Below are 21,645 nucleotides of genomic sequence, written 5' to 3'. Positions count from 1 at the left end.
GAAGAATGAACCGTTTTTTAATCAATGCTGTTCCACGACAATCTTTCCAATCGTCTCGCCGCTCTCGACGAGACGGTGGGCTTTTTTTAAGTTCTCCGCGTTCAGACCGATCAACGTCTGCGTGACAGTCGTTTCAAGCGTCTCTTCCTCGAGCCACGTAGCGACTTGCGTCAAGATTTCGTGTTGCCGGATCATGTCTGCTGTCTCGAACAGCGAACGGGTGAACATGAACTCCCAGACGAACGTCGCACTTTTTTGTTGCAACGCACTGAGGTTGAGTTTTTGATCTGTCTCGACGATGCTGCAAATGGTTCCTTGTGGTGCGATGACATCGACCATCGTGTCAAAATGCTGATCGGTTGCATTCAAGCAGAAGATATAGTCGACGTAGTGATATCCCAGTTGTTCAAGTTGGGCTCGGAAGTCTTCATGGTGATTGATTGTATGATGAGCCCCGTGTGTTTTAGCCCATTCGATCGTCTCCAGACGGGAAGCTGTTCCAATGACGGTCAGTCCTGCTTTGTTCGCGAGTTGTGTCGCAATCGAGCCGACGCCGCCGGCTGCGCCGATAATCAAAATCGTCTTCTCAAGATTTGACGTGGCATCAAACGTAAGATTCATCCGGTCCGTCAAGGCTTCGTATGCCGTCAAAGCGGTCAATGGCAGTGCGGCCGCTTCGCTGAACGTCAAACGAGCCGGCTTCTTCGCGACGATTCGTTCGTCAACGAGTTGGAAATCACTGTTAGAACCGGGTCGGTTGATGGCGCCGGCATAATAAACTTCGTCCCCAACGGAGAAAAGGGAAGCGTCATCGCCGACTTCAATGACGACACCGGCTGCGTCATAACCGATGACTTTCGGTTCTGGTTCATTTGTTCCGTGAGCCCGGACCTTCGTATCGACCGGGTTGACCGAAACAGCCTTAATTTCGACTAATATATCGCGTCCTTTGGCAACAGGACGTTCGATTTTGAGATCAATCAAACTGTCAGCTTCCGTAATCGGTAAGTGTTGATGGAATCCAATAGCTTTCATTTGTGGCATGACAAATCATCCTTTCACGAATAGGTATCCTTGGAACTTTTCCACGCCTCATGAAAAATGAAACGTCGTGAGCAATTCGCAAACCGGTTTCTTTTCTGTATGGTCCCGTCATTTGCCCGGGTATTTGTTATAAAATAATGAAAAGATTTAAAACGACAACGAAAGGAGTCGCATTGTATGCATAAGGATTGTATTGAGCATGAAGGCAATGAAAAAACGATTCGATAAAGCCGTTGAACAAAAAGAGTAGCCATTAGGAATCTTGATTGATACCCATAAGAAAAGGAAGTGTTTCAAACGATACAGTCTGTTGTTTATATTGCATTGGTTGTTGATGATTATGATGAAGCCATTGATTTTTATACAAAAAAGTTGAATTTCACATTACTTGAAGACTCCTATCAAGAAGAACAGGATAAACGCTGGGTTGTAGTTGCTCCTCCAGGAACAGTAGGAACTGCGATACTGCTTGCAAAAGCTTCGAAAACAGAACAGCTTCCGTTTGTAGGTAATCAAACCGGCGGCCGAGTTTTTCTATTCCTTGGAACAGATGATTTTTGGAGAGATTACAACAAAATGATTGAAAAGGGAATTGAAATTGAAAGAGAACCTCAAGAGCAGCCTTATGGAATTGTAGCTGTATTTAGAGACTTGTATGGAAACCTGTGGGATTTGATTCAATTCAAAGCAGATCATCCGATGTTCAAAAGAATCAAATAGTTGAAATGGGTAGTCGTGAAAGACAAACTGAGTGATAGGTTGACGATGAAAGAATCATGGAGAAATACGGAATCAAAAATAAATCTCAAGTCGAAATCTGGATGAGAGGTATCGTTTAAACGAACTTGAAGTCTGAGGAGTTCCAATACGTCAAATTTAATTCGTTTGGAGAATAGAAGATCTCTGAGCGGATGATACAAGATGTAAGCTTCGATAACAAAGAACAGATTCAAGAAAAATTAGGCTGCCCGTACACCGATAAAATGCGGTATACGGGCAGCCTAATTAACGTGTTGTATATGTGCCTCAGATTGTTAGGTCAGTCTACGAAGCAGCTTTTTACTTTAGAGCGCAGGAGTTTTTGTAGGAGTCGCACCTGTCTTGGCGTATGCTGCATCAATGTCATCACGGATTTGTTTGATTGGTGTGCCTTGTTGATAGGCGACAATCGATTGAGCCGCAATGTCGAGACACGTCCCACACGTAATGCCGTGTGTCGTCCACGTCGTTTCACCGCTCTGTGTCTGATCCGCGATGAAGCAGTCATAGTTACTCGTATGACCGGCGGATTCCCCGCAACCACAGTAACACGGCATCTTTTCGAGCAAGTCCTGATGTTTTGCGACAGACAGGTAAATCGTCTGAATCGAAGAATCGGTCTCTTTCAAGAACGACGGGGCAATTGTCGGGGAAGTCGTCCGCTCCAACTGATCACCACCTGTATGTGAAGCATGTCCTTCATGTTCAGCATGCGCTTCCTGTTTTTCCTGTTCGGCATGTGGTGCGGTCTTTTGTTCCGTCTGTCCACAAGCACCGAGGGCGAGACTCGCCGAAAGTGTCATGATCATCCATCCGGTTTTTCTAGGCATATTCATTCCTCCATCACGCGTTGATTCTTTCCTTAGTATACGGTGGAAGGATCAACGGCAGGTAAAGCAGGAATGGCGATCTGATGACAGTTCTTAGCGGGTCAATTGTTGTTCGATCGTCTCGAAGTTTGCTTTCATCATCGTCAAGTACGTCGAGCCGTCTTTTCCTTTTGCACCCAGCGAATCGGTGTAAAGCGTTCCACCGATCGGGACACCCGTTTCACGGGAGACCGTCTCCATGCTTCGGCGGTCGACACTTGTCTCGACGAACAAGACGGGGATGTCCTGCTGCTTGATTAAATCGACGATGCGGCGGACTTGATCGGGTGTGCCCTGATTATCGGAATTGATCTCCCAGATGTAGTCGGCTTTGAAGTCATAGGCGGAACTGAAGTACTTAAAGGCGCCTTCACTCGTGATCAGGTGCCGTTGTTCCTTTGGAATCGCCGCAAACCGTTCTTTGGCTTTTGTATCGAGCGTCTTGAGTTCCTTGATATACGCGGAAGCATTTTTTTCGTAATCCGCCCGATTATCCGGATCTTCCTTAATCAAGCCATCCTTGACGTTTTCGACGTACTGGATGCCGTTGTTCAGATCGAGCCAGGCGTGGGGATCGGTTTCCTGTTCTTTTCCGGCTGCCGTCAAGTACTTCGGTTCGACGCCTTTACTCAGTTGATAGACAGGTGCGTCTTTTCCGTCTTTGTTTGTACTCGAACGGAGTTTGTTGAACCAGGAACCGCCGGCTTCAAGGTTTAACCCGTTATAAAAAACGACGTCGGCATCGGCCATCTTCTGGACGTCCGTCGGCAACGGATCATACTCATGGGGATTGGCACCAATCTTGACCATGCTGTGCACCTCGACGTGTTCGCCGCCGACGACACGTGCCATATCTTCTAAAATCGAATAGGTCGTGACGACCTGCAGTTTTCCTTCGTCCGCGGAATCCGTCGAACAGCCTGCCAGTAAGACGGCGAGACCGGCCAAAGGAATGAATCGTTTGAATGTCATGTCGTGAGCTCCTTTTTAGATGATTTCCATTTCCGGAGCAGACCGTGACGGGGTGAGAACACGAAGACCAGTGCAAACAGGGCAGTCGCGACCAGCACGATCGACGCTCCGGAAGAAAGGTTGTAGGTAAAACTAAAATACAGACCAACGATGGAAGAGATTGTGCCGAATCCGGCGGACAGGAAGATCATCCGCGATAACCGGTTCGTCAAGAGATAAGCGGTCGCTGCCGGCGTGATCAACATCGCGACGACGAGGATGATACCGACTGTCTGCAGGGAAGCGACTGTGACGAGTGTCAACATCGTCATCAGCAGGTAGTGGACCAATCGTGTCGACAATCCATAAGCAGCAGCCATCGTCGGATCAAACGATGTGACCAATAACTCCTTGTAGAACAGATAGATCGCCCCGAGAACGATGATGCCGATGATCAGTGTCATCCACATATCACTCGGGCGGACGGCGAGGACGTTCCCGAACAGGATGTGGTACAGGTCACTGCTGCTGCGTAAGAAGGAAATCAGGATGATGCCGAGCGCAAAGGCAGAAGTGAACAAAATCCCGATCGCGGTATCGTTTTTGATCCGGCTGTTTTGACTGACAAACCCGATTCCGAGCGCCGTCAGCAGACCGGTCACGACCGCACCGATGAAGAAATTGATGCCGAGCAGATAGGAAATCGCGACGCCCGGTAAGACAGCATGGGAAATCGCATCCCCCATCAAGGACATACCGCGCAGGATGATGAAACAGCCGATGACACCACAGATGATCCCGACCATGACGGAGGTGATGAGCGCTTTTTGCAGGAAATCATACTGAAACGTCGCTTCGATGAAAGTTAAAAAGTTCATGAGGTGACCTCGACTTTCTGTAAGAAGGCGAGCGGATTGCCGTATGCGCCTTCAATCGTTTTGGCATGCAAGACGTCTTTTGGCGGACCGACGGCAATCAATTGCCGGTTCAACAACATGAGGGTATCGAAGTAATCGGCGGCCTTACTCAAATCATGGTGGACGACGACAATCGTTTTCCCTTCGTTGCGTAGTGTCCGCAATACGTCGATGATGACCCGTTCACTTCCGGCATCGACTCCGACGAAAGGTTCGTCCAGTAACAGCAGTTCTGCTTCTTGTGCCAGGGCGCGGGCTAAAAAGACCCGTTGTTGCTGACCGCCCGACAGTTCACCGATTTGTCGGTTGGCATAGTCCTGCATGCCGACTCGTTCGAGACAAGCAATCGCCAAGGCACGGTGTTGTTTCGTCGGACGCTTGAACAGACCGAGTTTTGGATAACAGCCGATCAAAACCGCGTCGAGCACCCGAATCGGAAAATCCCAATCGATGGCACTGCGTTGTGGGACGTAAGCGACCCGCGTCCGTGCCTCTTTTGTTGATTGACCCAACAAGGTGATCGTTTTCGCACCGGCCGGAATCAATCCCATGATGGCTTTGATGAAGGTCGATTTGCCGGCGCCGTTTGGACCGATGATGCCGACAAGCTGCCCTGCTGTGAAGCGAACGGACAATTTTTCTAAGGCGGTGGTTTCGAAATACGACACGTTTAATTGTTCTACTTCTATCGCGTACATGTGAAGACACTCCTTTCAACTGCTTGAATTTTAGTGTGGAAACAAATGTTTCCTTAGGGCAAGAAAAAGTCTAAAAAAAGAGATTGCCTTATCGCATGGATTGTTCTCCGAACTAATAATGTTTCCTTTAGGCAAATTTTAAGGCGTGACGAAAGAAAAGTCAACTGCTTTGATGGGCGTTCTTTTTGAAAGCATCGTGCTAAGATGGAGAAGGAGAAAACGTGGGGGTGGTAGTATGAGTCAGTCAAAGGAACAACAATGGAAGTTGCTGTTGCTGGATGCGTTGATGAAGGAACGACGGGAAGAAGCACAGCAAGTGATTGAGGAAGTCTATCCGTACGATTTGGCGAAGTGGTATGTCGAGTTGGCACCAACCGAGCAAGAACGTTTGTTACGCTATCTCGATCATGAACGTTTGGCGGATGTCATCGAGGAACTGGAACTGGAGCAACAGCTGGATGTGCTGCGGCGTCTCGACGTCGAACATGCCGGACACGTCATGGATTTAATGGAAAACGATGATTTGGCAGAAATCCTGGAAGAACTGCCGGACGAGGAAGTGGACCGCTTACTGTCCGGGATGCGACAGGACGAAGCACTGGTCGTCCGGAATTTGCTGACGTATCCGGCAGAGACGGCCGGACGTTTGATGACAAACCGTTTCATCTGGGTGACGGAAGAGTCGACGATCGGCGAGACGGTCGAGAAGATGCGGGATTATATCGAATACTCGGAAACGATCAACTACGTCTATGTCGTCAATCAGCTGAGTCAACTTGTCGGCGTCATCTCGTACCGTGATTTGATTTTGGCGAATAACGACGAACAGATTGCGGACGTGATGGATCGAAAAGTCATCAGCGTCTCGCCGGAGACCGATCAGGAGGATGTCGCGAAGATGTTCGAACGATACGATCTGGTGTCGTTACCGGTCGTCGAAGGGGAGGTTCTCGTCGGACTGATTACCGTCGATGATGCGCTCGACGTCTTACGGGAAGAAGCCAATGAAGATATCGAGAAATTATCCGCTTCCGGTAAATCGATTGATTTTGATACAAAACCTTGGGTGGCCGCGACACGCCGGTTGCCGTGGCTGATTTTGTTACTCTTCATCGGACTCGTCTCAGGATCGATCATCAGTCAGTTCGAGGAGACGTTGTCGAAGGTCGTCGCCTTAGCCTTCTTCATGCCCATGATTGCCGGCATGACCGGAAATACCGGAACCCAGTCCCTCGCTGTCGTCGTCCGCGGATTGATTACACGCGAAGTCGATAAAAAAGTCGTCACCCGGCTGATTCTTCGAGAGTTGCGAGTGGGATTGATCATCGGTGTGACGTGCGGTATCTTGATTGCCATCATCGCTTATGTTTGGCAGAGGGATCCGATTTTAGGTCTCGTCGTCGGCAGTTCGCTGATTATCACGCTGATTTTCGGTACGTTGGCCGGAACGATCATTCCACTGATTTTGCATCGTCTGAACATCGACCCGGCCATCGCATCCGGTCCGCTCATCACGACGCTAAACGACATCCTGTCGTTGCTCGTCTATTTTGGGATCGCGACCGCCTTCATCAGCCGTTTGATGTAACACATCAAATAACCGCTCCTCCTCATTTCTATTAGTCTGAGGAGGAGCGGTTATTTGTTTAATCTAATACACTATCGAATCCAGACCGCAAGCGGTCCGATGTCATCAAAACCAGCTTCAAGGGCCGTGATCAACTGATCCCCATACTCATAGCCGACGAGCGGCTGTCCAGGGAAATGGGCGGAACTGAGCCGGATGACATCATCCCACAGCCGTTCGTCGAGATAGTTTGAGGTCAGGTGGGACAGACCGGTCGTCTGTCTGTTCGAATAGGCGATGAATCCCGCTTGTTGCTGTTCGGAAAAAAACAGCCGGACATCGGAACGTTCAAACAGCTTGTGCGGGACATCTTCCGTTTCGAGGATGGCGAAAAAACGTGCCGCTTCCTGCACGTTACGCACGACGGTCCAATCAGCAGGTAAAGCCCGACGATCGAGAATCGGGCGGCGGGTGATCCATTCCGCTGTAAAGAGATGCGTCAAACCGGCACGTGAAAAATCGTAACCGGCCGTACAATCCTTGATGCTCCTGACACCGGACAGATCAAGTTGTTGTTGGTGAGCGCGGACCATCATTTCCGGATAGAGGAGCGGAACATCTCCTTTGGCGACCCAACTATCCGCCGTTTCCGTCACGGTACACCCATGCAACTCACAGATTAAACGACACCAGTCGAAATTGTTTTGAATGGCAGCGTGTCGCATCGATAGTCTCTCCTCTCACTCTTCCGGCTGTTTGATCAAGACATAGGACAGCGTCGCGATCAGCGTTAAAAACAACCCGCATCCGATCGTGATGTACGCCATCGTAAAGATTTTCCCGAGCGTCGTGACGGGGGCAAATGTCGGATGCCCGACTGTACTCAGTGTCGTGATGCAAAAGTAGAGCGCATCGACGACCGATAAATTTTCTTGGGTGCTGTAAAAAATCGTTCCGGAAATCAATGTCAACAGACAGAGAATCAATAACCCTTGGAAGTACGACAAGTGGAAAGCGCGACGTATTCCTTTGAACAGGCGTGAAAAAATAGCGAACGCGGAAATCATCTGGCTCCTCCTTCATACGGTCGTTGTATCGGATCCAGCGTATCATGAATCCGGTATCCGTTTTTGCCATTATGTTTGATATGGTACATCGCTTGATCGGCATGATGGATCAACGTATCGAGACTGATGCCGTGGTCAGGGGAATAACTGAGACCGATGCTCGTCCGAATCTCAATCCACGCTTCTTCCAAAATCAACGGATTGTCTTGGAACGTCTTTAAGAGTGACGACATGAACTGATGAAGCTGGTCCGGTGTCTGATCATACAACATTGAACTACCTCCACCTACGCTTCACTTAGAGGTGAAGGATTCCTGAGTTATCCGACCTAACGGTCGAAACCTGATCAGGCTAACCCCGTCGTCCCGACGGTTGAAGAAGCTAAGATACGTTCGGCTTCTTGTTTAAGATTCAGTCCTGCGTTCACATCCCGGTCGTGATGGATGCCGCAACTCGGACATGTCCATTCACGCAAGCCAAGATGTTTCACGTCTTTGTGTTGGTGGCCGCAACTGGAGCACAGTTGACTTGAAGCAAAGGTCTTGTCGACTTTTACGACGGTCTTCCCATACCAGTCCGCCTTATATTCGAGCATGCGGAAGAACTCCGACCAACTGACGTCCGAGATGGACTTGCTCAACTTGCGGTTCTTCTGCATGTTCTTCACCTGTAAGGTCTCGATACCGATGACGTCGTGGTTTTGGACGATCTCGGTCGATACCTTGTGCAGGAAGTCGGTGCGCTTGTTGGCGATTTTCTCGTGGATGCGGGCAACCTTCCGCTTCTGCTTCTGATAGTTCCTTGCCTCGGAAAGCGTGACTTTCTTGTTCAAGGCGATGCGTTGACGGCGGGAGAGCTTACGCTGTTCGCACGCCAGTTTCTTCTCGAGCTTACGGAAGTAACGGTCATTCTTGTAGACCGTTCCATCTGACAGGATGGCAAAGTTCTTGAGTCCGACGTCGACGCCGACAGATGAACCGGTCTTCGGCGGCTCGTTGATCTCCTGCTCGACGAGCAGGGAGACGAAGTATTTGCCTGAAGCGTTGCGTCGGATCGTGGCGTTCAAGATACGGCCTGTGACCTGTTTCGAGTGGGCGAAACGAACCCATTTCAGCTTCGGAAGTTTGAGCTGGTTGCATCCAATCGAGACTTCAGGAAGCTGGTTTTTGCCTTGGATGTTGGTTTTGTACGACTGGACGGGATGGCGCTTGGACTTGAAACGAGGGCGTTCGTTCTGCTTCTTGAAGAAGCGGTCAAACGCATCAGCAAGATATTTGACGCTGATCTGAACAGATGTACTATCCACTTCCTTCAACCAGTCGAACTCCTGCTTCAACAAAGGAATTTCTTTGGAACAAGAACCGTAGGACAGTCCTTTTCCAGTGGTCTTGTACAATTCATCCCACTTCGCCAAGAAGTGGTTGAAGATGAAGCGCGAACACCCGATCGTCTTCGCAATCAGGATTTCCTGCTCTTTTGTGGGGTAGATTCTGAATTTGTAGGCCTTGTGCTTCAACACCATTTTTCACCTCCTTCAAAGGGAATATACCCGAAAGGCAGGCAAGCGATTCGTCTCCCACTTTCACTTCGTTTAGAAGTGGGCGTATTCTCGCCTAATTTTGATAAAACATGATGAACGTCGGAATCAAATAGACGGCTGCGTACACAAACAAATTCGTCATGAAAAACCGTCCTTCTGTAGAGATTTAGCGAGATAGTCTCATTATAGAAAGAAGAAATAGCTGAAATGATATTATTTTGAACAACAGGGGAATCAGTCTAAATTTAACGTCAGTTGCCGGGTTTTGACGGTTCCAATCAGACCGGATGGATCGTTCGCCGTTTTATGGGCGACGAATGCTTCATCTTCCGGTGTAGTTCGGACGCGTAACGGCTTTTCGTCTGCGTGGACGAGATCGAATACCAACTCGGCGATGTCATCCGCTGATTGCCGGTCTTGATGACGGATGCGGTAGGTGCGTAAATAGCTCTCGACAATCGGCTTGAAGTCATCCTCGTGTAGTCCGCCCGTCTGCTCGAGGCGATCGAGGACGCTTGCGGTAAAGTTCGTCTCGACGGCAGCCGGTTCAATCAATGTGACATCAATCGAGAAAAACGGTTTGTAATAAGTGGCGAGACTCTCGAACAATCCTTCGAGAGCAAATTTACTGGCACAATAAATTTCATTCATCGGCTGACCGACAAGACCGCTGATGCTTGAGGTCGCGAGCAGATGACTTCCGTGCGGAGCGGCTTTGAGCAGCGGCAGACAACATTCAATTGTTCGCATGACGCCAAAGACGTTGATATCAAACAGTTGATGGATTTCGTAACTCGTCGCTTGTCCGAGCGCCCGCAACAACCCTTGCCCGGCATTACAAAATAAGGCATTCAGATGCCCGACTTCTTGCTCGATGACGGCGACGGCTTGTTTCAGGCTCGCAAGATCGGTGACATCGACTTCAAGAAAATGCAGATGCGGCATAGCTTGTTGCTCGAGTGTCGGCGTCAATTCGCGGATTCCAGCGTAGACCGTCCATCCCTCTTCAGCGAATCGAGTGGCGGTCGCAAGACCTATGCCGGACGAGGCACCGGTAATGAAAATCGTACGCATACGTGATTCCTCCTTTTTAAATCTAAGTCCTAGTTTTCTTTACCCGAATTCAACGAATATATTTTGCGTTAAAATTGCATATTTTAATTTAAAAACTTAAAATAAAGAAAAGAATGGGAGGGAATCCGAATGGCGCAACAGGAACGATTGCAGCAAATGCGCGAATGGATCAAGACGACCCCTGAGATTTCACTCGATCAGGTGATGGAAGAATACCGGATTTCACGGGATACGGCGCGTCGTGATCTGATTGCACTTGAGCAGGAGGGCAAGATCATCCGGGTCAAAAACGGCTTGATTCGTGTCGGGACGAACACGACCGTACAATACGATCGACGAACGGAACAACCGGAAAAAAACCGTATTGCAAAACGGGCCGTCCGCTATGTCGAACGGAATCAAACCATCATCTTGGATGCCGCGACGACGGTCGCCCGGATGACCGTTCATCTCCCGGTACAACCACTCCACATCGTCACGAACTCCCTCGCGATCGTCGAGCAGGTCGAGGCACGACCGGAAATCGATTTGTATGTGACCGGAGGAAAGTTTGATCGGCATGCGCGCAGCTTGGTCGGAATCAAGACGGCTGATGATATTTTAAACTATCAGGTCGATCGTGTGTTTCTCGGAGCGTGTGGTCTGACAGAACAAGGCGTGTTTGCTGAAAATCTCGAAGAAGCGATCGTCAAAAAAGCCATGATCCGCAGTGCCGGTGAGGTCATCGTGCTCGCCGACCGGACGAAGTTCGAGAAACGTTTTCTGCACAAGGTCTGTGACCTTGACCAGATTGACGTCTTGATCACTGACGAACAACCAACAGACAGATGGCAGGACTGGTTAAGCCAAGCGGCAGTCTTGCTCGAAATAGCAGAGGAGGAACAAGCATGACGACGATTCAAACGACGCTTGTCGGATTCGGATTTTCAGCCGTGACATTTCATGCCCCATTGATTCAAGCGTTACCGGAGTTTACGGTCCGTCAAGTCGTCTCGAGCCAAGGCGAGAAAGTCGCGACCGTCTTTCCGGATGCGACAGTCATCGCGACGTTAGAGGAAGCACTTCAAGACAAACAGACGGAACTGGTCATCATTACGACGCCAACCGCCTTACATTTTGACATGGCAAAACAGGCAATCGAGGCGAAAAAACACGTTTTGCTTGAAAAACCGGCGGTCGTGACGATTGAAGAAGCGGAAGAGCTGATGCGCCTTGCCAATCAGCATGGTGTGCGGGTCGCAGTTTATCAAAATCGACGGTATGACGGCGATTTCTTGACGATCGAGCAGTTGATTGAAATGAATGAGATCGGCGACTGGCAATGGCTTGAATCGCGGTTTGACCGCTATCGTCCGGTCGTACGGGACCGGTGGCGCGAACAGAAGGGACCGGGCTCCGGAATTTTATTCGACCTTGGTTCCCATTTGATTGATCAAGCGCTCGCTTTATTCGGAGAACCGGATGCGGTGATCGGTGATGTCTTGTTCCAGCGTGACGGGGCAGAGACGGATGACGGGTTCCAGATGACGTTATTTTACGGAAAGCGCCGTGTCGTCTTACGGTCAAACTCCTTCATCCAAGGACCAACCCCGCGGTTTGAGTTACATGCGACACGCGGCAGTTACGTCAAATACGGGATGGATCCGCAAGAAGCCCGACTGGCGTCCGGTCAACCAATCGATCACGTATTTGGACGGGACGAGGAAGAGAACTACGGTTATCTGCAGATTGCCGATCAGCCGCCGGAACGGTTGGCGACACTTCCGGGAAACTACCTTGGGTTTTATGAAGCGTTGGCGAAAGGGCTTGCGACCGGTGCGTTACCGGTCGACCTGACCGATGCTTTGAAGACGATGCAACTGATTGAAGCGGTCCGATTGAGCAGTGAGACCGGACGAAAAATTCTGCGGAAGGAGTGGAAGGGATGAAACTGACGGAGTTGTTGGCACAAGAGCACACCTTGACGTTACAGAGTTTTACGAATCAGGAGGCACTGCGGGCCGGACAATATGTCATCGAGCGGGCGTTGCAGGAACAGTTGTCCGTCGCCGTCGAACTGAAGCGAAACGGACAACGTTTGTTTTACGCAGCACTCGATGGAACGGCACCGGATCAGGAAGAGTGGATCCGCCGGAAATCGAACGTCGTGCTCCGGCACGGTCACAGTTCGCTCTACATGCGTCTCTACAATGAAAGCAAGCAACGGTCCTACCATACGATGTACGCCGTCAATCCGGCCGACTATGCCGATGCGGGCGGTTCCTTTCCGATCCGTGTCACAGGAGTCGGTGTTATCGGGACAATCACCGTGTCCGGTTTATCGCAAGAAGCAGATCATCAGCTGGCAGTGGATGCCTTGATGTATTTGAACGGGCAAGACAAGTAGAACAGGATGGACTGAAAAGTTGGTTTTTATACAGATCAGGGGATGACAGATTTCAAGTCTGTCACCCCCTAGTCATGTTCAAAAGGAATCACTCTTTCTTTCACGCGCTTTCCTCAGGCGAGACACAAGCCAACTTCCCTGCCTCAATGAGGCGGGAAAGTGGGTCTTGTTCGTCTCTGACAGCGCAAGTTGACTTGCGCTTTTTCCTGTAGGAGTCGCGTGAAACGAGTGAGTGATTCCTTTTAGGTCAGTCATGCTTTGGATATCATAATCAAGAAGCGATCGAGTCGGAAGCAGGAGCAACAGCGCGCCGTTTGTTGCCGCGATAAATGAAGAACAAAGCAGCGAGCATGAACAAGAGACCGGCAAATCGTTTGAGATCAAACGCCACTTCGACCCCACCGAATGTCCCGAAGTGATCAAGCACCATTCCGGCAGACAACTGTCCGATGACGGTTGCGATGCTGGCTGCTGTGACACCAATCTTGGGAACAGCGAGAATAGTCAAGAACAGATAACTGACGCCGAACCAGACGGCACTGAGTTGCCAGCGTGGGGCGTCAAGCAACATCAGGACATCTCCTTGTCCAAAGAAAAGGACAGCGAGTGCAAGCAGCAACATGCCGGTGAAGAACGTCAAAAACGTACTTTCCAGTGCCCCCGCTTTTTGACCGAAAGCGCCGTTGATTGAAGATTGGGCGCTGAGGAGTACACCTCCAAGCAGCGTCATACCAAGTAATGCGATATTCATCAAGATTCCTCCTTAAAAAATCAAAAATAGGGCGATGACCATCAGACCGGATGCGATCAACTTATCTTTATTGATGGCGACCCGTGGACTCCCGAGCCAGCCTTTGTGTTCGATGATCATGCTGGCAATCATCTGACCGATGATGACGCTGATCATCGCCAAGCCGACACCGACGAGCGGGATACTGATGATGAGAATCGTTAAGTAGATACTTCCGAGCAGTCCGCCGAGCAACGTCCATTTCGGTGCCTTAAACGTGTAGCCGAGCGAGCCTTTTCCGAAAAAGAGCATGATGATGCCGATGATGATCGTCCCGGCAAAGAAATTATAAAAACTGCTCTCGAGTTTGCCGATACTGTTGCCGAGTTCCCCATAAATCGCGCCTTCGATGCTGAGTGAGATGCCGGCAAGCAAGGCGAACAAGTAATAAATGAATTTCACAATCCGTCACTTCTTTCTTTAACAAATCTATATATCGAGAAATGTCGATATGTGAGCAAAGGAAAACCCGTTAGAGTTCTCCCTTGAGGTACTCCGCCAGTTCGCTGATCTTTTGTTCATTTCGCCGATAATAGGTCCACTTGCCGTGCCGTTCTGATTCGAGCAGTCCGACTTTTTGTAACATCGCCAAGTACTGGGATACCGTGGATTGGGACAAATTTGCCTTCTCCTGGATATCACCGACACAAACGCCTCCTTTTTCAGCGGAATTCGTTGACAAGTGAGCGGTCGGTTTATTGAAATGAGTTTGAGGATCTTTGAGCCAACGTAAGATATCGAGCCGTACTTCGTTCGACAGAGCTTTAAAAAGATCAACTTGATGTGTCATGCCATCAATCTAATCGATAATTTCCGATATGTCAATTCATCGGTTCGTATTAGCGAAAGCGGATTTATCGAGCGCATGTGTAATCTTTTCACCGGTTGCCGGCTGAAATCCAAGTCCTTGATAAAACGGTTCCGCTTGCTCGCTGTAGAGGACCAAACGATCATACGTCAAGAAAGCTTCGGACACGATTTTTTCGAGTAGTGCCGTCCCGATGCCGTGCGACCGTGCTTCCGGTAAGACATAGACATGGCGGATCCGGCCTGTTTTGGTCTGACCGGATTGTTTCATATAACCACCACAGGCGAGGACTTGATTGGTCGGCGATAAGACGACGAACATCGCTTCGCCGTTTTCTTGAAAGGTTTCCTGCCGGCGGTTGCGTAACATGTGTTCAACGAACATCAACTCTTCCTGTGAACTTTTGGCAAGCAGCGGAAGCCAGTTGTAGCCGTCAAAATCATTCACCCGTTCGATTGTCATTTCCATGCGTCATTCCTCCTTCTTCTCCCTGCATTATTCCTTTTTTGACCGCGTCAAAAACCCGATTTGTTTCACAAACAATCTTTTTTTGACGAGGGACTGGATTTTTAAAAGGCATTTTGCGTATAATGAGAAGTAATGGATTGAACGCAAATGAAAGGAAGTGGCCGTCACAATGAGCCTCAGCCGTTTAAGTAAAGAAGAAATCACTGATCTTTCACTGATCAACTTCGTCAATGAAATGTTGCAAGAAGCAGGCGAACAGCCTATCACTTTCGATGACATCACGAAAGAAATCGAAAAATATCATACGTTTACAAATGAAGAAGACAAGTTTGAAAAACTTGCTCAACTTTATACAGACATGAACATCGACGGCAACTTCGTTAACGTCGGAGCCAACCGTTGGTCTCTTCGTGCGTGGTATCCGTTTGACAAATCGGATGAAGATTTGGTCATCGAAGCACGTCAACGCGGAGAACTCGATGAGTTTGAAGAAGAGTTCAATTACGATGCGGAAGAAGATGAATTCGAAACGATCGAAGACGATCTCGATACGTTCGCGAAAACAGCTGATTATGATTCTGCTGACGACAGCGAAGATGAAGATACATTCAAAAAGGTCGCGGTCATTGATGATCTCGAAGACGATCTGGATGAAGAAGACCTCGAAGATTTCGAGGAAGATGAAGAAGAAATGTAACAACCGCAACAACTGAAATCTGCTGTTTTTTGAACGGAAAAACGGCAGTTTTTTCGTTGACGGCTGACAAAAGTACGTCTGATTTTTTTCTTGAAAAATATGCTTGACGAAGTTTTCGGAATGACGTAAGTTAGTCATGGGCTTCTTTAAGCAACGTGCTTAATTTCAGCAAAAGTGTCTCCTGTGAATGGGGGCACTTTTGCTTTTTTATTTTTTTATGACCTCTGACAGATTTCTGGACTCGGGAAGGGAGCAATTTAATCATGACAAAGTATATTTTCGTAACCGGTGGGGTAGTATCGTCACTCGGTAAAGGGATCACGGCAGCATCGCTGGCACGTCTTTTAAAAAATCGCGGCCTAAACGTCACGATTCAAAAATTCGATCCGTACATCAATATTGACCCGGGCACGATGAGCCCATACCAACACGGTGAGGTATTCGTGACGGACGACGGTGCTGAAACTGACCTTGACCTTGGTCACTACGAACGTTTCATCGACATCAACCTCAGTCAGAACGCGAACGTCACATCAGGCCGGATCTACTCGACGGTTCTCAAAAAAGAACGCCGCGGCGATTACAACGGCGGAACAGTTCAAGTCATTCCGCACATCACGAATGAAATCAAAGACCGTGTCTTCCGTGCCGGAAAAGAGACAGGTGCTGACGTTGTTATCACAGAGATTGGCGGAACAGTAGGGGATATCGAGTCGCTTCCGTTCATCGAAGCCATTCGCCAAGTGAAAAATGACATCGGCAAAGAAAACGTCATGTACGTGCACTGTACGCTTGTTCCGTATCTTGCAGCTGCAGGTGAGCTGAAGACGAAACCGACGCAACACAGTGTCAAGGAACTCCGTAGCTACGGGATTCAGCCGGACATCATCGTTCTTCGTGCGGAACATGACGTACCGCAAGAGATGAAAGACAAAATTGCTCTCTTCTGTGATACACGTCCGGAAGCAGTCATCGAAGCAAAAGATGCATCGACATTGTATGAAGTGCCGCTCAACTTGCAACGCCAAGGCATGGACCAACTCGTCTGTGACTACTTCAAATTCGATACACCGGCTGCCGACATGACAGCATGGAAACAACTTGTTCATACCGTGACACACCTCGAGAAGAAAACAAAAATTGCCCTCGTCGGGAAGTATGTCGAATTGCGTGACGCGTACATTTCAGTCGCAGAAGCGTTGAAGCATGCCGGTTTTGCGTTCAACAGCGACATCGAAATCGACTGGATCAATGCAGAAGACGTCACACGAGACAACGTTCAAGAACTACTCGGTTCGGCAAACGGCATCCTGGTTCCAGGTGGATTCGGAGAGCGCGGCATCGAAGGGAAAATCGAAGCGACACGTTTCGCCCGGGAAAACAATGTACCATTCTTCGGTATTTGTCTCGGCATGCAACTGGCGACAGTTGAATTCGCCCGTAACGTCTTGAACTTAGACGGTGCGCACTCGGCGGAAATTGATCCGGCGACACCGTATCCGATCATCGATTTGCTTCCGGAGCAAAAAGATATCGAAGATTTAGGCGGAACGCTTCGTCTTGGTCTTTATCCATGTAAGCTCGAAGACGGTTCGAAAGCACGTGCTGCTTATTCAAGCGAACTCGTCTACGAACGTCACCGTCACCGTTATGAGTTCGGCAACGAATTCCGTGAACAGTTCGAAGCAAACGGCATGATTTTCTCCGGTACAAGCCCGGACGGTCGTTTGGTCGAAATCATCGAGATTCCTGAACACAAATGGTTTGTCGCATGTCAGTTCCACCCGGAATTGATTTCGCGTCCGGAACGTCCGCAAGCCTTGTTCCATGACTTCATCCAAGCATCGCTTGGCGAGTAAAAAAATAACGCGTACGATCAAATCACCCTGTCTCTGAGTTAGAGGCAGGGTGATTGTGTCTATTACTATAGAAGAAAAGCGTCATTCCCACTCTTCGGTCATCTCTTGTAACTGCGTCAGGATGTGCGTCAACAGGAAGGCACCGAGCGCAAGACTCGGTAACCCGTGACGGGAACCGTCCTCAGCCGGAAGCAGTCCTTTATTGAATTTCAAGGCGAGCGGTGCAATCGACCGTTCGAGTGTTTCCGTCATGTCACCAAGCGTGATGATGGAATACGGTGTGTGCCACGCATCATAACGGGCAAGCGACGCCAGCAGGTCGGAGCGTTCCGTATCCGGTGTGAAAATCAAGACGCGGTCGACGGCGTGTAATGTTTTATGGTCTTTGATCTTCGTGACACGTTTCATTTGATCCGGACCGTCGGACAACATTGGATACAGTCCTTCGAATTCACCGTATGCATCGAGATAGACTTTTCCTTGACCGACGAGTGCCTGAGCAAGCAGACGGACGACGTCAAATAATTCATCTTCTTGTTTTGCAAGCGTTTGTAGTTTTCCGTTGAACTGTGTCGCTAAAATTTTCAGCATTTCAAACATCCTCTCTAACTTTCTCTCAAGGATAGTATATAGCAAGTTTTGCTTTCATGTAGAATGGAAATAACTAGAGGAGGAGTGTGGGAGATGAAAGGGAGATTACTCATCGCGGAAGATGAACCGGGGATTCGGAATTTACTGGCACAATTGTTTCGGGCACAGGGCTATACGACCGATGTCGCGGTTGATGGTCTCGAGACCATCGAGCGACTGAAGGAGACGGAATATGATTTATTGTTGATGGATGTCAACATGCCGGGACGGACCGGTCTTGAAGTGTTGCGCCATCAAGAGGAAATCGGACACCGGATTCGGACGATTTTAATGACGGCTTTGGATGAAAAAGAAGCGATGGAAGAAGCGAAGCGACTTGGTGTCGTCGCTTTCTTCGGGAAGCCGTTTGACATCTTTGAATTAAAAAAAGAAGTAGCTGTGCAAATTTCGAACGATGTAAGCGGTTAATCCTTCACGTCGTCGTCACAATCCTAATTTCGGAGTGAAATGCTGTACGTTCCGGTGAAACAGTGTGTTATAATCAGTCTGAAAATGCACGTTTACGTGTAAGTAGCGATCAAAACAGAGGAGGATGTCATTATGCCATTAGTATCTATGACAGACATGTTAAACAAAGCTCTCGAAGGTAAGTACGCAGTAGGTCAATTCAACATCAACAACCTCGAGTGGACTCAAGCAGTACTCGGTGCGGCTCAAGAAGAGCAGTCACCGGTCATTCTTGGAGTATCTGAAGGTGCAGCACGTCACATGGGCGGATTCTACACAGTTGTTAAAATGGTAGAAGGTCTCGTTCACGACATGAAAGTAACAGTTCCTGTTGCTATCCACCTCGACCACGGTTCGAGCGTTGAAAAATGTAAAGAAGCGATCGACGCTGGATTTACATCTGTAATGATCGACGATTCACACAGCCCGATCGACACAAATATCGAAACAACAAAAGCTGTTGTTGAGTATGCGCATTCGAAAGGTGTTTCGGTTGAAGCAGAAGTTGGTACAGTTGGCGGACAAGAAGACGACGTCATCGGTGATGTCATGTACGCGAAACTTGACGACTGCGTTCGCATCGTTAAAGAAACTGGTATCGACACGCTTGCTCCTGCACTCGGTTCTGTTCACGGACCATACAAAGGTGAACCAAACCTTGGTTTCACTGAAATGGAAGAAATCCGTAACGCAACGGACCTCCCACTCGTTCTTCACGGTGGAACAGGAATCCCGACACACGATATCGAAAAAGCAATTTCGCTTGGTACTTCGAAAATCAACGTCAACACGGAAAACCAAATTTCGTTCGCGAAAGTGGTTCGTGAAGTCTTGGCTGAGAAACCAGAAGCATATGACCCACGCGTATTCATCGCACCAGGTCGCGAAGCAATCAAACAAACGGTCATCGGTAAGATGCGTGAGTTTGGTTCAAGCAACAAAGCTTAATTTTCCACGCAAAAAGCACGGTAGACATTCGTCTATCGTGTTTTTTTTCATCCGAATCACGAGATTGTTTCTGAAAACGTTAGGACTTCTCGGTAAAAAAATTTATAATGAAAGAGTAAGCGATTTCAAGGGAACTTTACAGGATGAAAGGGGAAAGAGAGAGATGAGATTTTTTATCGATACAGCGAACGTAGAGGATATTAAAAAAGCACATAAAATGGGGATTTTAGACGGGGTCACAACAAACCCGTCACTCGTCGCAAAAGAAGGCGTCGATTTCCATACACGACTCCGTGAAATTTGCGCAATCGTCGGCGATGTGTCGGTCAGTGCAGAAGTTATTGCACTGGATGCAGAGGGAATGATCCGGGAAGGGAAGGAACTGGCTCAGATCGCACCGAACATTACGGTAAAGGTTCCGATGACACCGGCCGGTCTCGAAGCCGTCGCAGCCTTGTCAAAAGAAAAGATTACGACGAACGTCACGTTGATCTTTAACGCAAACCAAGCCTTACTTGCAGCACGTGCCGGCGCGACATATGTCTCACCGTTCCTCGGACGTTTGGATGATATCGGTCAAGACGGAATGGGACTCGTTGAAACGATTGCCCAAATCTTCGTCATCCATGATATTCCGACACAAATCATTGCGGCATCTGTCCGGAATCCGGTTCACGTCACAAACGCAGCACTTGCGGGTGCGGACATCGCAACAATTCCGCTGAATGTCATTGAATCACTGACGCAACACCCGTTAACGACGCAAGGAATTGAACGCTTCCTCGCTGACTGGGAAAAAGCGCAGCAATAATAGATTGTAGAGAAAGGTTGATGGAATGTGGACATTTTGCATATCGTAGGACAACAACGTCTTGAAGGGACCGTCATGATCAGTGGATCGAAACAGAGTGCAATTCCGTGTCTCGCGGCTGCACTATTGACTGATCAACAGGTCATTCTTGAGGGAGTGCCGGACATTGGGGATGTCACGACGATGATTCAAATCATTGAAATGCTTGGAGCCGTCGTGACACGCCAAGGCGATATGGTGACGATTGACCCGAGTCATGTCGAACCGATGCCACTTACAGGGACTGACACACGACGATTACGTGGATCAATTTACCTGATGAGTGTCCTCGCGGCACGATTCAAAAAGGGAGTCGTCGGTCTGCCCGGTGGTTATGCCATCGGTCCTCGACCGATTGATTTACACATTAAGGCACTGGAGCGACTCGGGGTCTCAATGCGTAATGAACAAGGGGTTTACTACATGCATGTCGAAGAATTGAAGGGGAACCGGATTTATTTGGATCTTCCTTCGTTTGGTGCCACAATCAGTGCGTTGCTTGTCGCCGTCATGGCAGAAGGAACGACGGTCATTGAAAATGCAGCATGTGATCCGGAAGTCATCGATGTCAGTACGATGCTGACGAACATGGGAGCGAGTGTCAAAGGTGCAGGGACCGATGAGATTCGCATTAAAGGAATCAAGACGTTGCAAGGGTGCCGGCATACATTGATTCCGGACCGGATGGAGGCGGGGACGTTTCTTGCGATGGGGGCCGTTCTCGGACGGGTGACGGTCGATAATGTCATTCCGTTGCATCTTGAGAGCATCATTCAAAAGCTGGAACGGTTTGGCGCTAAAGTCGAGCAGACCGATGATTCGGTTACGGCATCCATTGATATGGCGAAGCCGATTGATATTCGTGTTTTCCATTACGGCGGATTCCCGAGCGATCTTCAACCGATCATTTCAGCCGTTTTGCTGAAACCAAAAGGCGCGAGTGTGGTCGTCGATAAACTGTATCCGCAACGTTTCCGGCATGTTCAGGAAATGCGGCGGCTGAATGCACGGATTACACACGAAGATGCGTCGATTATCATTCGCGGCGGCGAAACATTACGCGGCACGGAAATCGAAGCGCACGATCCGCGCGGGGCGGCAGCGCTCGTCTTGAGCGGTATGATGGCGTCCGGTGAAACGTTGTTGCATCACGCAGAAATGCTTGATCAAAGCTATGAACAGTTCGTCGAGAAGTTAAAAACACTCGGTGCGCTCGTATGGCGTGAAACGGTGTAAAGTTTTTTCAGTCAGGGAG

At 49.0% G+C, this 21,645-nt stretch carries 26 protein-coding genes; 11 read left to right on the top strand and 15 right to left on the bottom strand.

Annotated features, from left to right (window positions below):
* Positions 1 to 21: 21 nt before the first annotated feature.
* A complete protein-coding gene (locus ACHA8N_RS16310) occupies positions 22 to 1,044 on the bottom strand; it encodes a zinc-binding alcohol dehydrogenase family protein (protein WP_393966334.1) in 1,023 nt (340 codons plus the stop codon).
* Positions 1,045 to 1,332: 288 nt separating this feature from the next.
* Between ACHA8N_RS16310 and ACHA8N_RS16305 the strand changes: the two genes are divergently transcribed.
* Entirely contained in the window at positions 1,333 to 1,764 is a 432-nt protein-coding gene (locus ACHA8N_RS16305; protein ID WP_393966333.1) for a VOC family protein, read from the top strand.
* Between the two features lie 344 nt (positions 1,765 to 2,108).
* Here the strand turns inward: ACHA8N_RS16305 and ACHA8N_RS16300 are convergent, their stop codons facing one another.
* The 4 genes from ACHA8N_RS16300 to ACHA8N_RS16285 form a co-directional block, all read right to left on the bottom strand.
* On the bottom strand, positions 2,109 to 2,633 hold the full coding sequence (locus tag ACHA8N_RS16300; RefSeq protein WP_393966332.1) for a PCYCGC motif-containing (lipo)protein: 525 nt from the start codon (positions 2,631 to 2,633) through the stop codon (positions 2,109 to 2,111).
* Between the two features lie 93 nt (positions 2,634 to 2,726).
* On the bottom strand, positions 2,727 to 3,644 hold the full coding sequence (locus ACHA8N_RS16295; protein WP_393966331.1) for a metal ABC transporter substrate-binding protein: 918 nt from the start codon (positions 3,642 to 3,644) through the stop codon (positions 2,727 to 2,729).
* On the bottom strand, positions 3,641 to 4,501 hold the full coding sequence (locus ACHA8N_RS16290) for a metal ABC transporter permease (protein WP_026831856.1): 861 nt from the start codon (positions 4,499 to 4,501) through the stop codon (positions 3,641 to 3,643). Before ACHA8N_RS16290 ends, ACHA8N_RS16295 begins: the two co-directional genes overlap by 4 nt.
* On the bottom strand, positions 4,498 to 5,238 hold the full coding sequence (locus ACHA8N_RS16285; RefSeq protein WP_393966330.1) for a metal ABC transporter ATP-binding protein: 741 nt from the start codon (positions 5,236 to 5,238) through the stop codon (positions 4,498 to 4,500). The genes ACHA8N_RS16290 and ACHA8N_RS16285 overlap by 4 nt, the downstream gene beginning before the upstream one ends.
* Before the next feature lie 235 nt (positions 5,239 to 5,473).
* On the opposite strand from ACHA8N_RS16285, the gene mgtE reads away from it, so the two are divergent.
* Positions 5,474 to 6,826, top strand: coding sequence for a magnesium transporter (gene mgtE / locus ACHA8N_RS16280; protein ID WP_393966329.1), 1,353 nt, complete (start codon positions 5,474 to 5,476; stop codon positions 6,824 to 6,826).
* 71 nt (positions 6,827 to 6,897) lie between these two features.
* On the opposite strand, the gene ACHA8N_RS16275 is transcribed toward mgtE, so the two are convergent.
* The 5 genes from ACHA8N_RS16275 to ACHA8N_RS16255 form a co-directional block, all read right to left on the bottom strand.
* Positions 6,898 to 7,530: a hypothetical protein gene (locus ACHA8N_RS16275; protein WP_393966328.1), complete on the bottom strand. Its 633-nt coding sequence runs from the start codon at positions 7,528 to 7,530 to the stop codon at positions 6,898 to 6,900.
* Between the two features lie 15 nt (positions 7,531 to 7,545).
* Positions 7,546 to 7,872, bottom strand: coding sequence for a potassium channel family protein (locus ACHA8N_RS16270; protein ID WP_147510201.1), 327 nt, complete (start codon positions 7,870 to 7,872; stop codon positions 7,546 to 7,548).
* A complete protein-coding gene (locus tag ACHA8N_RS16265) occupies positions 7,869 to 8,144 on the bottom strand; it encodes a diguanylate cyclase domain-containing protein (protein WP_393966327.1) in 276 nt (91 codons plus the stop codon). The genes ACHA8N_RS16270 and ACHA8N_RS16265 overlap by 4 nt, the downstream gene beginning before the upstream one ends.
* Positions 8,145 to 8,218: 74 nt before the next feature.
* Complete coding sequence (gene tnpB / locus ACHA8N_RS16260) at positions 8,219 to 9,391, bottom strand: IS200/IS605 family element RNA-guided endonuclease TnpB (RefSeq protein WP_393966361.1); 1,173 nt, start codon at positions 9,389 to 9,391, stop codon at positions 8,219 to 8,221.
* A 255-nt stretch (positions 9,392 to 9,646) separates the two neighbouring features.
* The gene (locus tag ACHA8N_RS16255) at positions 9,647 to 10,486 is read right to left on the bottom strand and encodes an SDR family NAD(P)-dependent oxidoreductase (RefSeq protein WP_393966326.1); all 840 of its coding nucleotides are present in this window, start codon (positions 10,484 to 10,486) and stop codon (positions 9,647 to 9,649) included.
* A gap of 129 nt (positions 10,487 to 10,615) precedes the next feature.
* On the opposite strand from ACHA8N_RS16255, the gene ACHA8N_RS16250 reads away from it, so the two are divergent.
* The 3 genes from ACHA8N_RS16250 to ACHA8N_RS16240 are packed head-to-tail and all read left to right on the top strand — an operon-like array spanning position 10,616 to position 12,872.
* A complete protein-coding gene (locus ACHA8N_RS16250; RefSeq protein WP_393966325.1) occupies positions 10,616 to 11,377 on the top strand; it encodes a DeoR/GlpR family DNA-binding transcription regulator in 762 nt (253 codons plus the stop codon).
* A complete protein-coding gene (locus ACHA8N_RS16245; protein ID WP_393966324.1) occupies positions 11,374 to 12,414 on the top strand; it encodes a Gfo/Idh/MocA family oxidoreductase in 1,041 nt (346 codons plus the stop codon). Before ACHA8N_RS16250 ends, ACHA8N_RS16245 begins: the two co-directional genes overlap by 4 nt.
* Positions 12,411 to 12,872 carry a heme-degrading domain-containing protein gene (locus ACHA8N_RS16240; RefSeq protein ID WP_393966323.1) on the top strand — a complete coding sequence of 154 codons (462 nt, stop codon included), beginning with the start codon at positions 12,411 to 12,413 and terminating at the stop codon, positions 12,870 to 12,872. The genes ACHA8N_RS16245 and ACHA8N_RS16240 overlap by 4 nt, the downstream gene beginning before the upstream one ends.
* Before the next feature lie 271 nt (positions 12,873 to 13,143).
* Here the strand turns inward: ACHA8N_RS16240 and ACHA8N_RS16235 are convergent, their stop codons facing one another.
* The 4 genes from ACHA8N_RS16235 to ACHA8N_RS16220 all read right to left on the bottom strand — a co-directional run bounded on the left by ACHA8N_RS16235 (position 13,144) and on the right by ACHA8N_RS16220 (position 14,938).
* Positions 13,144 to 13,623: a DMT family transporter gene (locus tag ACHA8N_RS16235; RefSeq protein WP_393966322.1), complete on the bottom strand. Its 480-nt coding sequence runs from the start codon at positions 13,621 to 13,623 to the stop codon at positions 13,144 to 13,146.
* Between the two features lie 12 nt (positions 13,624 to 13,635).
* The gene (locus ACHA8N_RS16230) at positions 13,636 to 14,064 is read right to left on the bottom strand and encodes a DMT family transporter (RefSeq protein ID WP_026831868.1); all 429 of its coding nucleotides are present in this window, start codon (positions 14,062 to 14,064) and stop codon (positions 13,636 to 13,638) included.
* A 70-nt stretch (positions 14,065 to 14,134) separates the two neighbouring features.
* Positions 14,135 to 14,452, bottom strand: coding sequence for an ArsR/SmtB family transcription factor (locus ACHA8N_RS16225; RefSeq protein ID WP_147510207.1), 318 nt, complete (start codon positions 14,450 to 14,452; stop codon positions 14,135 to 14,137).
* Between the two features lie 36 nt (positions 14,453 to 14,488).
* Positions 14,489 to 14,938, bottom strand: coding sequence for a GNAT family N-acetyltransferase (locus tag ACHA8N_RS16220; RefSeq protein WP_147510208.1), 450 nt, complete (start codon positions 14,936 to 14,938; stop codon positions 14,489 to 14,491).
* 169 nt (positions 14,939 to 15,107) lie between these two features.
* Here ACHA8N_RS16220 and rpoE point away from each other — a divergent pair, with 169 nt between their 5' ends.
* Positions 15,108 to 15,635: a DNA-directed RNA polymerase subunit delta gene (rpoE, locus tag ACHA8N_RS16215; RefSeq protein WP_147510209.1), complete on the top strand. Its 528-nt coding sequence runs from the start codon at positions 15,108 to 15,110 to the stop codon at positions 15,633 to 15,635.
* Between the two features lie 263 nt (positions 15,636 to 15,898).
* Positions 15,899 to 17,494, top strand: coding sequence for a CTP synthase (locus ACHA8N_RS16210; RefSeq protein WP_393966321.1), 1,596 nt, complete (start codon positions 15,899 to 15,901; stop codon positions 17,492 to 17,494).
* 81 nt (positions 17,495 to 17,575) lie between these two features.
* Here ACHA8N_RS16210 and ACHA8N_RS16205 read toward each other — a convergent pair whose 3' ends face one another.
* Positions 17,576 to 18,085, bottom strand: coding sequence for a DUF2529 family protein (locus ACHA8N_RS16205; RefSeq protein WP_147510211.1), 510 nt, complete (start codon positions 18,083 to 18,085; stop codon positions 17,576 to 17,578).
* Positions 18,086 to 18,178: 93 nt separating this feature from the next.
* Here ACHA8N_RS16205 and ACHA8N_RS16200 point away from each other — a divergent pair, with 93 nt between their 5' ends.
* From ACHA8N_RS16200 to murA, 4 genes are all read left to right on the top strand, one after another.
* The gene (locus ACHA8N_RS16200; protein WP_147510212.1) at positions 18,179 to 18,553 is read left to right on the top strand and encodes a response regulator; all 375 of its coding nucleotides are present in this window, start codon (positions 18,179 to 18,181) and stop codon (positions 18,551 to 18,553) included.
* Between the two features lie 132 nt (positions 18,554 to 18,685).
* Positions 18,686 to 19,540, top strand: a complete 855-nt coding sequence (gene fba, locus ACHA8N_RS16195; protein ID WP_131502432.1) for a class II fructose-1,6-bisphosphate aldolase — start codon at positions 18,686 to 18,688, stop codon at positions 19,538 to 19,540.
* 163 nt (positions 19,541 to 19,703) lie between these two features.
* A complete protein-coding gene (gene fsa / locus ACHA8N_RS16190) occupies positions 19,704 to 20,351 on the top strand; it encodes a fructose-6-phosphate aldolase (RefSeq protein WP_393966320.1) in 648 nt (215 codons plus the stop codon).
* A gap of 27 nt (positions 20,352 to 20,378) precedes the next feature.
* Positions 20,379 to 21,626 carry a UDP-N-acetylglucosamine 1-carboxyvinyltransferase gene (murA, locus tag ACHA8N_RS16185; protein ID WP_393966319.1) on the top strand — a complete coding sequence of 416 codons (1,248 nt, stop codon included), beginning with the start codon at positions 20,379 to 20,381 and terminating at the stop codon, positions 21,624 to 21,626.
* Positions 21,627 to 21,645 lie beyond the last annotated feature (19 nt).

This window comes from Exiguobacterium sp. S22-S28, from assembly GCF_043359615.1.
Classification (GTDB): domain Bacteria; phylum Bacillota; class Bacilli; order Exiguobacteriales; family Exiguobacteriaceae; genus Exiguobacterium_A.
This window is presented reverse-complemented; position numbering and strand designations above follow the sequence as displayed.

Bases quoted from the DNA above. Each gene is read 5' to 3' on its own strand.
- ACHA8N_RS16295 (WP_393966331.1), bottom strand. From the start codon at position 3,644: ATGACATTCAAACGATTCATTCCTTTGGCCGGTCTCGCCGTCTTACTG.
- ACHA8N_RS16225 (WP_147510207.1), bottom strand. From the start codon at position 14,452: ATGACACATCAAGTTGATCTTTTTAAAGCTCTGTCGAACGAAGTACGG.
- rpoE (WP_147510209.1), top strand. From the start codon at position 15,108: ATGAGCCTCAGCCGTTTAAGTAAAGAAGAAATCACTGATCTTTCACTG.
- ACHA8N_RS16220 (WP_147510208.1), bottom strand. From the start codon at position 14,938: ATGGAAATGACAATCGAACGGGTGAATGATTTTGACGGCTACAACTGG.
- ACHA8N_RS16265 (WP_393966327.1), bottom strand. From the start codon at position 8,144: ATGTTGTATGATCAGACACCGGACCAGCTTCATCAGTTCATGTCGTCA.
- ACHA8N_RS16255 (WP_393966326.1), bottom strand. From the start codon at position 10,486: ATGCGTACGATTTTCATTACCGGTGCCTCGTCCGGCATAGGTCTTGCG.
- ACHA8N_RS16245 (WP_393966324.1), top strand. From the start codon at position 11,374: ATGACGACGATTCAAACGACGCTTGTCGGATTCGGATTTTCAGCCGTG.
- ACHA8N_RS16205 (WP_147510211.1), bottom strand. From the start codon at position 18,085: ATGCTGAAAATTTTAGCGACACAGTTCAACGGAAAACTACAAACGCTT.
- ACHA8N_RS16250 (WP_393966325.1), top strand. From the start codon at position 10,616: ATGGCGCAACAGGAACGATTGCAGCAAATGCGCGAATGGATCAAGACG.
- ACHA8N_RS16300 (WP_393966332.1), bottom strand. From the start codon at position 2,633: ATGCCTAGAAAAACCGGATGGATGATCATGACACTTTCGGCGAGTCTC.
- ACHA8N_RS16210 (WP_393966321.1), top strand. From the start codon at position 15,899: ATGACAAAGTATATTTTCGTAACCGGTGGGGTAGTATCGTCACTCGGT.
- fba (WP_131502432.1), top strand. From the start codon at position 18,686: ATGCCATTAGTATCTATGACAGACATGTTAAACAAAGCTCTCGAAGGT.
- ACHA8N_RS16275 (WP_393966328.1), bottom strand. From the start codon at position 7,530: ATGCGACACGCTGCCATTCAAAACAATTTCGACTGGTGTCGTTTAATC.
- ACHA8N_RS16285 (WP_393966330.1), bottom strand. From the start codon at position 5,238: ATGTACGCGATAGAAGTAGAACAATTAAACGTGTCGTATTTCGAAACC.
- fsa (WP_393966320.1), top strand. From the start codon at position 19,704: ATGAGATTTTTTATCGATACAGCGAACGTAGAGGATATTAAAAAAGCA.
- ACHA8N_RS16200 (WP_147510212.1), top strand. From the start codon at position 18,179: ATGAAAGGGAGATTACTCATCGCGGAAGATGAACCGGGGATTCGGAAT.
- ACHA8N_RS16235 (WP_393966322.1), bottom strand. From the start codon at position 13,623: ATGAATATCGCATTACTTGGTATGACGCTGCTTGGAGGTGTACTCCTC.
- ACHA8N_RS16240 (WP_393966323.1), top strand. From the start codon at position 12,411: ATGAAACTGACGGAGTTGTTGGCACAAGAGCACACCTTGACGTTACAG.
- mgtE (WP_393966329.1), top strand. From the start codon at position 5,474: ATGAGTCAGTCAAAGGAACAACAATGGAAGTTGCTGTTGCTGGATGCG.
- ACHA8N_RS16290 (WP_026831856.1), bottom strand. From the start codon at position 4,501: ATGAACTTTTTAACTTTCATCGAAGCGACGTTTCAGTATGATTTCCTG.
- ACHA8N_RS16310 (WP_393966334.1), bottom strand. From the start codon at position 1,044: ATGCCACAAATGAAAGCTATTGGATTCCATCAACACTTACCGATTACG.
- ACHA8N_RS16270 (WP_147510201.1), bottom strand. From the start codon at position 7,872: ATGATTTCCGCGTTCGCTATTTTTTCACGCCTGTTCAAAGGAATACGT.